This is a genomic window from Candidatus Solincola tengchongensis (assembly GCF_015711935.1).
GTDB classification, from domain to species: domain Bacteria; phylum Actinomycetota; class Geothermincolia; order Geothermincolales; family RBG-13-55-18; genus Solincola_A; species Solincola_A tengchongensis.
Genome location: NZ_JACVJJ010000098.1, coordinates 1 through 13,288, shown reverse-complemented (window position 1 = coordinate 13,288; position 13,288 = coordinate 1). Strand labels below are relative to the sequence as shown.

Annotated in this window: 10 protein-coding genes; 5 read left to right on the top strand and 5 right to left on the bottom strand. The window is 66.2% G+C overall.

The genetic code is table 11. The features are described 5' to 3' along the window. The first annotated feature begins 23 nt into the window (after positions 1 to 23). Entirely contained in the window at positions 24 to 713 is a 690-nt protein-coding gene (locus H7007_RS09210) for a TetR family transcriptional regulator C-terminal domain-containing protein (RefSeq protein ID WP_287154935.1), read from the top strand. Between the two features lie 5 nt (positions 714 to 718). After that, positions 719 to 1,804 carry a 4Fe-4S binding protein gene (locus H7007_RS09205; RefSeq protein ID WP_287154934.1) on the top strand — a complete coding sequence of 362 codons (1,086 nt, stop codon included), beginning with the start codon at positions 719 to 721 and terminating at the stop codon, positions 1,802 to 1,804. A 344-nt stretch (positions 1,805 to 2,148) separates the two neighbouring features. Here the strand turns inward: H7007_RS09205 and H7007_RS09200 are convergent, their stop codons facing one another. Next, entirely contained in the window at positions 2,149 to 3,834 is a 1,686-nt protein-coding gene (locus H7007_RS09200; RefSeq protein WP_287154933.1) for a fatty acyl-AMP ligase, read from the bottom strand. A gap of 1,293 nt (positions 3,835 to 5,127) precedes the next feature. Between H7007_RS09200 and H7007_RS09195 the strand changes: the two genes are divergently transcribed. Further along, positions 5,128 to 5,940 (top strand): SDR family NAD(P)-dependent oxidoreductase, encoded by an 813-nt coding sequence (locus tag H7007_RS09195; protein ID WP_287154932.1) that lies wholly within the window; start codon positions 5,128 to 5,130, stop codon positions 5,938 to 5,940. 44 nt (positions 5,941 to 5,984) lie between these two features. Here H7007_RS09195 and H7007_RS09190 read toward each other — a convergent pair whose 3' ends face one another. From H7007_RS09190 to H7007_RS09180, 3 genes are all read right to left on the bottom strand, one after another. Further along, positions 5,985 to 6,476, bottom strand: a complete 492-nt coding sequence (locus tag H7007_RS09190) for a DUF6125 family protein (protein ID WP_287154931.1) — start codon at positions 6,474 to 6,476, stop codon at positions 5,985 to 5,987. A gap of 177 nt (positions 6,477 to 6,653) precedes the next feature. Then, positions 6,654 to 7,370, bottom strand: coding sequence for a DUF169 domain-containing protein (locus H7007_RS09185; RefSeq protein WP_287154930.1), 717 nt, complete (start codon positions 7,368 to 7,370; stop codon positions 6,654 to 6,656). A gap of 309 nt (positions 7,371 to 7,679) precedes the next feature. After that, positions 7,680 to 8,714 (bottom strand): zinc ribbon domain-containing protein, encoded by a 1,035-nt coding sequence (locus H7007_RS09180; protein WP_287154929.1) that lies wholly within the window; start codon positions 8,712 to 8,714, stop codon positions 7,680 to 7,682. Positions 8,715 to 9,172: 458 nt separating this feature from the next. On the opposite strand from H7007_RS09180, the gene H7007_RS09175 reads away from it, so the two are divergent. Continuing rightward, positions 9,173 to 10,141 (top strand): CbbQ/NirQ/NorQ/GpvN family protein, encoded by a 969-nt coding sequence (locus H7007_RS09175; RefSeq protein WP_287154928.1) that lies wholly within the window; start codon positions 9,173 to 9,175, stop codon positions 10,139 to 10,141. 273 nt (positions 10,142 to 10,414) lie between these two features. Then, on the top strand, positions 10,415 to 12,352 hold the full coding sequence (locus H7007_RS13740; protein WP_287154927.1) for a nitric oxide reductase activation protein NorD: 1,938 nt from the start codon (positions 10,415 to 10,417) through the stop codon (positions 12,350 to 12,352). Between the two features lie 154 nt (positions 12,353 to 12,506). Here H7007_RS13740 and H7007_RS09165 read toward each other — a convergent pair. Beyond that, positions 12,507 to 13,288, bottom strand: a 782-nt coding sequence (locus H7007_RS09165) for an MFS transporter (RefSeq protein WP_287154926.1), incomplete at its 5' end; no start/stop codon positions are given.

The following is a 13,288-nucleotide window of genomic DNA, read 5'->3' as shown; positions in this document are numbered from 1 at the left end:
TCCTCCAAAAGGAGTGGGGAAAGATGGGCGAGCGGGGAAAGACGACCCTTATGGATGGCGATCGTGCCTCGGGGCGCAAGGCCGCCAAGGGCGGCGAGCGGATTTCCAAGGGGGCACGCACCCGGCAGCGCATCGTGGGGCACGCCACCCTGCTCATGTACGCCAACGGTTATGCCCGCACCTCGATAGACGACGTCATCCGCGCCGCGGGCATCACCAAGGGCAGTTTCTACTTCCACTTCCGGTCCAAGGAGGACCTGGGCTATGCGGTCATAGAGAACGCCTCCAACTACATCCTTGGGAGGTTGAGGGAGGTCCTGGAGAGGCCCGGCCTCAACTCCTGGGAACGCCTGGAGGCCATGCTGCGCGAGATACAGCGGATAGTGGAGGCCGCCGACTGCACGCGGGGGTGCATCCTCGGAAACCTGGCCCTGGAGACCAGCCACGACCACCCCGGCTTCCGGGAGGCCATCGCCGCCGCTTTCCGCGAATGGTGGGAACTCATAACCTCCCACCTTGAGGCCATGAAGGAGGAAGGACACCTCCCACCCGGCTTCGACTGCCGTGCTTACGCCCAGTTCGCGGTGAGCGCCATGGAGGGCGGGATAATGATGAGCAAGGTGACCCGTGACCCGGGGCCCATGCGCAACAGCATCGCCCTCGTCTTGGAGCAGCTGCGCCTGCTCTCCGGCAAGGAACACAAGAGGAGGTAAACTCGATGTCCGAGGAGATCTACGAGAAGTTGAGGGAGATCCTGGACCGCCACCCGGCGGGATGCCCGCCGTCGCCGGAGATAATGGAGATCCTCAAGACCTTCTTCACCCCCGAGGAAGCGCGTGTGGCCCTGGGACTGGGATTCCGGCCCTTTCCCCTCGAGGAGGTCGCCCGGAGGGCGGGGGTGGATCCGGAGGAAGCGTGCGCCCGGCTGGAATCCCTGGCGGATAAGGGAGTGGTCTTCGCCCGCGAGAAGGACGGGGTCTGGGGATACGCCCTGCTGCCGGTGATGCCCGGCATCTTCGAGTTCCCCTACATGAAGGGCCTGGACCCGGAGACGAGGGAGAGGCTCACCCCTCTGTGGAAAAGCTACCTCCCAAAGCTCTCGCGGGAGTTCGGGACCCCGGAGGTCTCCTTCTCCCGCATCGTTCCCATCCAAGAGGAGGTGGAGAGCCAGCCGGGGGTGCTCCCCTACGACAGGGTCTACGACATGATCGACAGGGCCAGGGTGGTGGGCATCGCCCGCTGCGCTTGCCGGGAACTGGAGCAGAAATGCGACGCCCCCCGCGAGGCCTGTATGCTCTTCGACGAGACCTGCACCTACCTGGTGGAGCGGGGCTTCGGACGCTACCTGACCAAGGAGGAGATGAAGGAGAAGCTGCGCGAGTTCGACCGCGCCGGGCTGGTGCACCAGATAAACAACGTCCAGGAGCGGCTGACCTTCGTCTGCAACTGCTGCCCCTGCTGCTGTGGGCTTCTGCGCGCCTCCCTGGAATGGGGGAATCCCAACGTCTTCACCTCCTCGGGTTTCATCCCGGAGAACGACCCCGAGATGTGCAACGGATGCGGGATATGCGCCGACGACAGGTGCCCGGTGGGGGCCGTGAGGATCGAGGAGGAGCGGGCTGTGGTGGACGAATCCCGCTGCATCGGGTGTGGCCTCTGCGTCACCGGCTGCCCCAACCGGGCCATGAGCCTGAAAAAGAAGGTGGAGACGGCGGCTCCTCCCCTCACCACGGCGGAGATGGGCATGCGCATCCTGCAGCAGAAGGGGAAGCTGGAGAGGTTCCTGGAGCTCCTCAACCCCTGACGAAGGCGCGGGTACCGGGAACGAATCCCGGCGTTCCTTCCCGGACCCGGAAGGGCCGCGGCCCCATCCGGGGATGTTCTTCAGGAAACAACGAACATGGACGGGCCGGGGAGGAAATCAAACGCCCATAACCACAGACCTGGGCGGTCGGGGAGCAATGTGCGCTCGGCAGCAGCGTAAAGAGGAGACGGTGGGCGATGATATGGGAAAATCGCAGCCCGGAACCCTCAGGAAAGCTTTCCCGGCCGCCTCACCGGAGGGATGCCCCGGGTCGGGCAGGGTGTTCCGCCTCGGCCGCGGGAGGGTCCTTATCCCCGCCTTATGACCCGGGGCCCCTAATGTGATCAGTTGGCCATGACCGGGGCGCCGCTCCGGGCTATGGCCTGCAGCTTCTCGCTGAGGTAGAGTTCGCGGCAGAGGAAACGCCTCTTCTTCCCGCTGGAGGTCTTGGGCAGGGTCCCCGCCGGGACCAGGACGACCTCGCGCACGGGAACCCCGATCTCCTCGCGCACCAGGGAGGACACGGCGCGGGCCGTCTCCAGGGCCGCCTGCGGGCAGGAGAGGCGGGTCTCGCCCACCAGCACCAGCCTTTCCCGCCCTCTCCGGGTGGTCACCCCGAAGGCCACCGCGTTGCCTTTGCGCACGCCCTCCACGCGCTCGGCGCAGCGTTCCACGTCCTCCGGGAAGAGGTTTCGACCCCCGATGATGACCATGTCCTTGATCCGTCCCACCAGGAAAAGGTCCCCGCCGGCCAGGTAACCCAGATCCCCGGTGTGCAGCCAGCCGCCCCTGAGGGCTTCCGCGGTGGCCGCGGCATCCCCCCAGTAGCCCTGCATGAGGGAGGGGCCGCGCACGCACACCTCCCCCACCTCACGCTCCCCCGCCGTGGTGCCGTCCTCCCTGACGATGCGCACCTCTAGACCCCGGAGGGGCCGCCCCAGGGAGACCATGCAGCGCGCGTCCGCACTATCGGGAGGACAGGGGACCGCCTCCTTCCGCTCCTCGATTCCCCTCCTGGAAACGTGATCCTTGCGGTAGACCGTGCCGGGCTCCGGGAAGGTCACCGCCAACGTTGCCTCGGCCAGCCCGTAGACCGGATAGGGGACCTCCGGCCCGAGGCCGTATCCCGCGCCGGCCTCCACCAGGTCGTCCAGGACCTGGGGGTCGATGGGCTCCGCCCCGTTGAGGGCTAGGCGCAGGGATGAGAGGTCGGTGCCCTCCAGCCCCCCGGATCGGAGCACACGCGTGGAGAGGGCATAGGCGAAATTGGGCCCTCCGGTGATGGTGGCACGGTACTCCCCGCAAGCCCGGAGCCAGAGCGAGGGATCGGCCACGAAGCGCTGGGGCGACATGAGCACCAGGCTGCATCCCGCCCCCAGGGCGGTGATCATGAAACCGATGAGCCCCATATCGTGGTAGAGGGGCATCCAGGAGACCACCGTATCCCGGGGGCACGCGCCCACCTTCTCGGCGATGGCCCGTGCGTTGGCCAGTATGTTCCCGTGGGTGAGGATGACCCCTCGGGGCTCACTGGTGGAACCGGAGGTGAACTGGATCAGGGCCACGTCCCCTTTTCCCCTCGGAACGGGAGAGGCCTCCCCGCTTGCAGGGAGGTCCTCCATGGCCACCAGGCGGAAACCCCCGCCCAGGTCCGAGACCAGGGGGAGGAAGGCGCCGGGGAGGGCCAGCACTTCCGCTCCCACCTTCTCCAGCCTCCGCCTGCTCTGCTCCATGAAGGAGGAGGGTTCCACGGCGCGCATGGGTAGGGGCAGGGGCACGGCCACCGCACCGGCGGCCCAGCATCCCAGGAAGGTGAGCACGGCATGAGGGGTGGTCTGGGCCATGATGCCCACCCGGTCCCCGGGCCTCACTCCCAGCCCGGCCAGCCCCGCCGCCACACGCAAGGCCTCGCGCACGAGTTCGCGAGGCGAGAAGACACGTTCCCCGTCCTCCTCGAGTATGATCAAGCCCCGCCTGGAGCGCTCTACGCCCGATACGATCCCTTCCCAGACATTGCTCGCTTTCCTCATAGGCACCTCCTCCCTCTTCAGCGAGCGCGGCGGGCTTAGGCCGCCGCCTTCCCCTTCACCACAGGCCACATGCGTACAGAGGACGAAACGGCGAATCGGGGCGGGGTTCCCGTCCCGCGTGTGCCGCGCATCTCCCGAGGCCACCCACGCCTCCCAAGTGTCCCGCTCCGGCACCATCCATGCCGGAGAGAGTAAACGGATCGCTTTTCGCCGCCCATCCTTCGACCAAGTAAACACGCGGGGCGGCACATGGTTACCGAAAACGCCCATTTTCCTAATTCGAGACACCGAATAGCAGGGGCACTGGAGGGCCGATCCATATCCCAGGGAGGCCCTTTCAACGTGGCGGCAAAGCGTCGAGCCCTCCCGAACGCGTCCGCGGGAAAGAACGGGAACTCTTGAACCCGGGGCGGGAGGAAAGAACAGAGTTGAGAGTGATGATGAGGTGATGATGGAAATGGCGAGGAGGGGGAAAGACGGGGCGGGCGGGAAGGTCTTCGTGATGATGGGAAACCGGGGCGGACGGCGGACCGTTTGGGAGGAGCGGGAAAACCGGGGCGGGTGGCATGCTGTTTGTGGGAGAGTGGTAAAAAACCGAGGCGCAGGTCGGGCTGATTGTGGGGAGAGGAAAAAGCGTGGCGCATGGGGAGCTGAAAGCTCGAAAAATTGAAGGAGGTTCCCGACCTTAGCAGGATGAACATACGGCAAGATAATCCATTTTGAGGCACGAGAACGTTATGGGGTCGATCATCTCTAGGACGCAGGGTCCCGCCTTCGGTGAGTAGAGGGAGGGCCGATTCCCGCCTGATACCTAATTAGATGATCCTGACTGCTCCATGTCGGGTTCGGTAATGCGACGCATGGTCAGGCGAGGTTGGACTCGAGCAGAGCGGTAAACCGATCGCATTGGGACAAGGAGAACCATAGCGGTGTTAGAATAGGTTTCCGGAGGGAGGAAAGTCCAGGGGGGCGATTGCACGGAATCGATCCCAGCGAACGCGGCCATGCGTGCCGCGATAACGGTTCCCACGAAGAATTCCTCCCCGAACCTCGAAAATACCGTAGCCCAAAACCGGGCATGATGGATGGGTTACCTGTTCGTATCTGAAGAGATTCCATGGAGAGATGCAACGATTCAAGGCGAGGGAGAGGAGGGTCCGCACGGCCTCGGGCCATCCTCTTCTCCCCTGAAGGAAGGCATTTGAGAGCGGAGAAGATAAGTCTTTCGTCCCCAACGGGCGAAGCTCGTGAAGAATCGCGGGGACACGGAAAAAGAGAGGAGGGAGGTCGAACATGGAACTCCGGGGAAAGGTGGTGCTGGTCACCGGCGCGGCGCGGGGGATGGGAAGGTTGCACGCCGAGAACTTCTGCCGGGAAGGCGCACGGGTGGTGATGACCGACGTGGACGAGGCGGAGCTCAACCGGGCAGCCGGAGAGCTCCGGGATCGCGGATACCAGGTGCACGCCTACGCCTTCGACGTCTCCGACCGGGAGGCCTGCTTCCGGACCGCGGAGAGGGTCCGGGAGGAGGTGGGGCCGGTGGACGTCCTGGTGAACAACGCGGGGATAACCGACTGCCGAGCGGTGCTGGACCTCCCGGAGCGCTCCGTGCGCCGCATGATGGAGGTCAACTACTTCGGGTATGTGTGGATGATGCAAGCCCTGGTACCCGACATGGTGCGGCGGGGAAGCGGCCACGTGGTCAACGTGTGCTCCGTGGCCGGCAAGACGGGCACGGCCAAGATGGGCGGTTACTGCGCCACCAAGTTCGCGGACATCGGCATCACCGACGCCATACGGCAGGAGTTGCGGGGCAGCGGGGTGAGCTTCACCATCGTCAATCCCGGGTACGTAGCCACGGGGATGTTCGAGGGGGCCAAGGTTCCCTTCATCACCCGCTGGCAGGACCCGGGCAAGGTGTCCGAGGCGCTCGTGGAGGCGGTGAAGAGGAACCGGGCCGAGATTTGCGTGCCCCGCTTCAACGTGCGGCTGGTGGCCTTCCTCAGGGGGCTCTGCCTCCCGAAGCTCCTGGACTTCCTCTTCCACCTCCTGCGCGTGGACCGCTCCATGGACACCTGGAAGGAGAACCGCGGCCGCCCCTTCTGAGAGGGAGCCTACCACCCTCTTACGGCGCCACGCTCCGGGACGGCTCACCTCCTGCGGATGACCCATTCGCAGAAGGAGTCGCCGCGGGGGAGGGAGGCGGTGATCTCGAAGTCCAGGGAGGGGTCCACGGCCTCGAGCCAGTGGCGGAAGATGGTGTTGTCGATGTCCTCGCAGGGCACCACCCTCTCCCGGCCCGCCCTCTTCAGGTTCTCCCACCAGGAACAGCGGGTCACCCTGAACAGGACCTCCCCACCGCGCACCTCACCCCTGCACTCCGTGCCGTCGATACGGCAGATGTTCTCCATGAGGAAGTTCACCGTCTCCAGGTCCGGAGGCGGCCCTGAGGTGAGGTCCAGGCCCAGCATGCGCGCCATGCGCTTGAGGACCACGAGCCCGTATTTCTTCCACACCTCGAGGTCCAGCTCAAGGGCGGCCTCGAAACCGTATGCCGACTCCACCTCCAGGAACCACAAGCCGTCGATGGCCGTGAGGGCGCCCAGGCGCAGTTCCTCCAATTGCCGCGGTGTCAATTCCATGCCCACCCTCCGTTTCCTTCCCGGCATCCCGCACTGTGGAGATCCCCGCGGTACCCCTTCTCTCCCCTCACCGCTCCACACGCCGCATGCTCCCCCCTCCCGGCTCGCTCCCGGGCGAGGTACCGGGGTTCTCGGGACCCGGTGGCTGCGGCGCAGCGGCCGGGGCTCTACCGGGGTTCATTCCATGTGTTCCTCTATCTCCCTGGGTATCTCCAGGGGAGCGTTGCCCGCCGAGCACCTGGGCACGGCGTCCACCAGGGCGGCCATCCTCTCGTAGGGCACGGAGACGAAGACCGCATCCCGCGGATACTTCTGCATGCGCCGCGCCGTCCAGTCCCCGAAGGTCACGTTGGTGCGGCCCGTGACCACCGGATAGGCTATCGCCGAATGGCACAGCGCCCCGGTGAGCTCCACCCGGAGGGGAATCCCGTCCCAGTAATGGTCCAGGGTGATGAGGCGGCAGGCCTGTTCCGGGTCCACTACGAAGACCACCAGGTCCGGCCGCAGGGGAGCCTCCTCGACGGGACCTATGAGCACCCGGTCGGCCAGCCCGGCGGGGGGCGGGGAGCCCAGGGCCTGCATGCGGTGGAAGCTGACGATGGAGTGGGTCAGTTTCTCGCCCCGGGTGAGGAAATCCTGGATGAAACGCCACCCCCGGCCGGAGGGCGGCTCGGACAGGCCGCAGTGCCAGGAACCACCCGGGCAGGAGGAGTTGGCGGCCTCTATGACGAAGGCCTCCCCTGCCGCCGCCCTCTTAAGGGCCCGGCAGAAGGATATCCTCTCCCGGCTTCCCTCCTCCACCTCGTCGTTGGTGAAGGTCACCGCCACCGGCTTACGCTCCAGTCCGAGGACCTCCACCAGGACCCCGGCCTCCTCCTTCCAAGCCGATTCCATTCTTTTCCTCCTCCATTCTCGCGGCCTTTGGCCGCTCTTCCTCGCGAACCGACGACCGTTCATGAGCCCGACTCGTCCTCCCCCGCGCATTGACGACCTTCCTGGCGCAAGCTTCCCGGCGAGGGCCGGTGCGAGTCGCCCACTCGTTACCGCTTCACTTAATCGTTTCAAGGTCCTCCCAGCGGCTTAACCGCCGGACAAGATAGCCTCATGGAGTTTCCGCACGCTGCCACCCGATATTCCTTCCCACCGCAATGCCGGCCGCCCCGGCGCTCAAGGCCGCCGCGCCGGGTCCCGCCGTGGGGGTCTTCAGAGCGCCATAAGCTCACCCTCCAGATCGGCGCCCTTCTCCCCCAGGTTCATCAGCTCGTCGCTGACCTCGTCGAAGCGGGACTCCAGCTCCCCGGCCAGCAGGGACATGCCACTCTGCCATCTCTCGAGGCCGGACTCAGCGGAAGCGAGCTTTGCGGGATCCTGGTTGGCGAGGGCCATCCTCAAATCGGCGATGACCGGCGAGATACCGTTCCACGTCTCGAGGAAGCGGCGGTGGAAATCCTCGAGGCCCCTCGGCGGTTGCACGGCCTGGAGCTCCTTGAGCGAATCACTGTAATATTCTTCCAGCGCTCCCATCGCCCGGTAGATGTCCTCCTCCGTGGCCATGTCTCCGGTCAGGAATCGCGTGAGCTTCGCGTACCCCCCGACCATGGCGGAAATCAGCTCCCGGGAGTAGGTGAAGAAGAGCCCCGCTTCCGCGAAGGCGAGCTCGCACTCCCCGTAGAAATCCAGGAATTCCCGGTGAAGGGATCCCGCCTCTTTTGGGGGCCGCATCCCTTGGAGACCGTTCCGCGCCTCTCTGACCGCCGCCAGGCATTCATCCAGCAGGCCCTCCATCTCCGCGAGGGCATCCTCGATCTGCTCGGGGTCCTCCGAGCCGGATAGTGAACCGGCGATCTCCTCCATCTCCAAGCCCAGCTCGGAAAGGGACTCCCCCGCCTCACCGTGTAAGTTCCCGGCTCTTTCCTTGTACTCCTGCAGGCTCATCCCCCTCCCGCCGGCGAGAAAGAGGGCCAGGAGCACGGCGACCGCCGCCAGCAATATCACCATGCCACCCACGACGGGGTACACCCATCTCCTTCTCGCCACCTTGAACGCCGGGGACGGGGCAACCGGCACCCGCGGTCCTTCCACCGGCGGCAGGGTGGCCTCGGCTCGGGGCTCTCCTTCCGTGCCGCCCGCCACTGAGGGCATCCTCTCACCTCCGGCTTCCCTCAACCGGCTCCCGCAGCGGGCGCAGTAGGTGGCTTCCTCTCCAACTTCCCGGCCACAGTGGGGACAGAACGGCATGAGGACCTCCTTCCCTCGTCATGGGCCAAACGGACATCGGGGCACAAGGCGCGAGTGCGAAAACCTATCGCCCTTCTATTTTATTCCACCTTCCCATGTTCACTTTCCTTTCCCGTGGAAGCTGGGCGCGGCTCACAGCAACCTCTTCACAGTAACGGTCACCCGAAGGATGGGTCGCCTTCTTCCGCCTCCCTGTCCGCTCCTCGCCTCCGTACCTCCGGCGGTTACCGTCCTTTCGAGCAAGGGCCAGACACGGGCCGTCGCCTCTCGCCTACAAACCGGAAACCCGGGAGGGTGAGCCCACCAACGCCGCTCCGGGCGGCCACATCGAGAAAACTGTTAGAATATCATCAGCGGCGGCCCGGCGAGACCGGTCTTCGAAAAAGGAACCCGGCGGACACGCCGCCTCTTCCCGGAAAGGTAGAACGGGGAGCGGAAACGGAGGAGGTCCCCACGCAATGCGCCATGATGCTCCATTTACCGGAAGCGGGCGGAACCCCAAGTCGGAAGGGGTCGTGTCCGCTGCGGCGACCTCGGATAGCGGAGACCCCGAGGACCGCCGAAAGGGTACTAACGGGGAGGGCGGCAAAGAGGATCCCGTCAGGGAGGTCGCCTACCACGAGCACGTACCCACGGAGGAACCGTTCTACGTGCCGGTGGGCGACGAGGTGGAGATATTCCGCGCCGCCTACCGCGCCCGCCTCCCGGTGAGCCTCAAGGGTCCCACCGGTTGCGGCAAGACCCGTTTCCTTGAATACATGTCCTGGACCCTCGGCCGCGAGGAGGGAGAGCCCCTTCCCCTCATCACCGTGGCCTGTCACGAGGACCTCACCGCGAGCGACCTGGTGGGCAGGTACATACTGGTGGGCGAGGAGACGGTATGGATGGACGGACCCCTCACCGCGGCGGTCAAGGCGGGGGCCATCTGTTACCTGGACGAGGTGGTTGAGGCACGCAAGGACACTTTGGTGCTCATCCATCCCCTGGCCGACCACCGCCGCATACTCCCGCTGGAGAAAAAGGGCTGCCTGGTGAGGGCGCATCCCCGTTTCCTCCTGGTCATATCCTACAACCCCGGCTACCAGAGCATGCTCAAGGATCTCAAGATAAGCACCCGGCAGCGCTTTGCGGCCATCGACTTCACCTATCCCCCGCCCGCGGTGGAGGCGCGCATCATCGCCGGGGAGGCGGGAGTGGACGAAGACCTGGCCCGCGAGCTGGCCCGCCTGGGGGAACTGGCCCGCAACCTGGGAGAGCCGGGCATGGAGGAGGGGCCGTCCACCCGCCTGCTCATCTACGCTGCCCGGCTCATCGGGCAGGGAGTGGAGCCACGTCGCGCCTGTGAGACGGCCCTGGTCTCCGCCCTGTCCGACGACCCGGTGGTGCAGCAGGCGGTGCGGGATCTGGTGGCCACCGTATTCCCGTGACCCACACCTGGGGGTGAGGCCTTGACCTCTCCGCTCAATCTCGCCATCTACACGAGATCCGCGTTATTCCGCTCCCGGGGAGCGATTTCCCGGAGAGGCACCGAAGAGGGGGGCGGCGATCTTGATGGTATTTTTTACCATGTGAGGGCCGGTTTCGGCATCTCCGACCTCCCGCACTCCCACTCGCCGGACACCTCCCGGGAAAACCCACCGCGGGAGGGCGGCACCGGTATCCTTGCGCCACGAAGGAGGCCTTCGACGGATGCGGGACGGGTGGCCGCAGGCGGGGTGAGCCTGGAGGAGGCAAGGGCCTCCCTCGCCCTCTACGGAAAGGGCCTGTGCTCCCGTTACCTGCAGGCCAAGCCCCTGGAGGAGGCGCCGTCGGCGCTGGCCAACCCCTGGAGGCCCTTTCCCTTCAGCAACGGAAAGGAGGTATACCTTCCGAGCCTCCTGGACCTCTACGCGGACCGCAGGGACAACTGGAGGATCCTGCGACTCTACGCATCCGCCCAGGTGGGGCAGTGGGAGGCGGGCACTTTCGACCGACCGCAAAAGGAGGGTGGCCTTCCCGGAAAAGCGCGGCGTCAGCCGTCCGGCGACTCGGAACCGCTTGGGTTCATCCGCCGCTTCCTGGAACTCTTTCCCATGCCGGCACTGGCGGGAGAGATCTTCCTCACCCTGGAGAGCGCCCGGGTGATCTCCCACCTCTCCCGGCGTTACCGCGGGCTGGCCGCCGACCTCTCCTGGTTCCTCCCCCGCCTGAATGCGCCTCTCGAGCCGCTGGACCACCGCTGCGCGCTGTGGAACCTCTTCTTCGACCTCCTCCGGCCCACGGAGGCCCCGGCCGCAGGGGGCTATCCGGCCGGCGCCCTGGAGGCCGCGGAGGGGGCGGCCCGCGAGGGGGCCCACCTCAGGGATACCCTCTCCTGCACCGCATCCTTGTACCCTATTCTGCTCCCACTCTATCGCCGCCTCCAGGAGGGGTTTCAGGGCTTTCCTGCCGCGGATGAGGGCTTCCCGGGACTGGAGGCACCCCTCCGCCGTCCCGGCGGAAAGAGGCCATCCCCCGGAGGGGAAGGGGAAGAGGCCGGGGCTATCGTCGCCCCGCAGGAGATGGGCGAGATACTGGGGGCGGACTTCGTGTCCATCCGCTTTCCCGCCGGGCTGGGAGAGTTCCTCCGCCCGGACATCCTGGGGCACAGGCTGGATGCCGAGGAGACCGCCGGTGCCGGTCGCATGCAAGCCGGGGAGAGGGCAGGAGGCGAAGGGGAAAAGGCGGCGGGAGAGGAGGAAAGGAGGCTGCGCTACCCGGAATGGGATTATCTGGCCCGGGGCTACCGCCGCGACTGGACCACCCTCTTCCAGCTGCGGGCCGAGGAGAGGTGCACTGCGGGGTCGGACCGCCTTACCGGCGGATGGGAGGACCTGGTCAGGGAGGTAACACGGCAGTTCCGCATGCTGCGGTACCGGGAATGCAACTGGAGGAAAAGGCTGGTATCCGGCGATGAGGTGGACATACAGGCTGCCGTGGAGCGCTGGGTATCCCTTCGCTGCGGCCTCCCTCCCTCGGAGAAGGTGTACATGGAGAAGAGGCGGATCACCCGGGAAGTGAGCGCCCTCTTCCTCTTGGACCTCTCCGCCTCCACCTCCGCGGAGATAACCGAGGGGGACCACGCCGGCGAGACGGTACTGGACCTCCTCCTGGCCTCGGTGGCCATCATGGCCCGCGCCCTGGAGCAGCTGGGAGACCGCTTCGGCATCTTCGGGTTCTCCGGTTACGGGCGGGATCGGGTGGAGTTCCTGCGCATCAAGTCCTTCGAGGAGGCCATGGACGAGGCCGCCTGGCGCCGCCTGGCCAGCCTCAGGCCTATGAAGAGCACCCGCATGGGGACGGCGGTTCGCCACGCCCGCCGCCTGCTGGATGCCGAGGCCTCCTCCCTCAAGCTCATGCTGCTCCTCTCCGACGGCTACCCCCAAGACTTCGACTACGGCGAGGACCGCACGGACCGGGAATACGGGCTCCGGGACACGGCACAGGCCCTGCGGGAGGCCGAGGCCGGACATATCGTGCCCTTCTGCGTGACCGTGGACGCCGCCGGGCACGATTACCTGCGGCGCATGTGCCCTCCCCACGGTTACCTGGTGGTGGGCAGCGTGGAGGACCTCCCCCGTGAGCTGCCCAAGGTCTACCTCCGCCTCCGCGGAGGTTGACCTCCCGTGGACGACGCTTCCGTTCCCGCAGCGTGAAAGCGCGTCAAGGCGGGGCGAAGAAGCGCAAGGGAATCGAGCGAAGACCCGATGCCTCACCGTCTAAAGCGCCTCGCTTGCCTTGCGGAGGCCAAAGGAGTCAAAGATTTTCCTCACCCTAAGCCGCCCGCTTTTCCCGGATGCGCAGGGCGATGGACAGGGCGACCAGGAAGGCCAGGGCCACGAAGACCATGGCCCAGAGGAAGGACCCCTCCGCTCCTCCGGTGGCCCCTTTTATCCCCTCCATGGCCAAGGTGATGACCACCCCTCCCGCGTTCCCCAGGAGAAGGAGGATGCTGGTGGCCGTGCCGGTGAGGGCGGCCCCGGTGGTCTCCTCGGAGAGGGCCAGGAGCACGGGAAGGGCGCTGAGCAGGAAGAAGCCCAGGAACCCGCCCACCACGAATATCTGAGCCGCGCTCCTCAGCACCCCCATCAGGAAGAGTGTGGGCGCGGCCGCCGCCGCGGCCAGGATCAGGAAAGGCTTGCGGCGCATGAGGCGGTCGGAGATGGCCGGGAGCACCAGGCAGCCCACCACCCCGGCCAGCACGATCACCGCCCCTATGTTCCCCGCCGTGCCGGTCTCGATGCCCTTGGGCTTGAGGATCTTCTCGATGAGCTGCATGAGGCCCACGAACACCCCGTTGCCGATGAAGATGACCGCGCAGAGGAGCCGGAAGTCGTGGAGGCCGAAGAGGGCGCGCAATGCGCCCAGATTGATGGCCACTTCCTCCCCCAGGGCCTCGGACTCGGTGCGGTGCGGGGGCTTGGGCGGACGGGACCTGCCGAGGAGGGCGAACAGGACAAGGGAGGCGAGGGATACCAGACTGTATATGAGCACCAGCCAGCGGAGGGATGCCACGTCGTGTTCCCCGAAGGCCTTGAGGAGGGGCGGGGTGACGG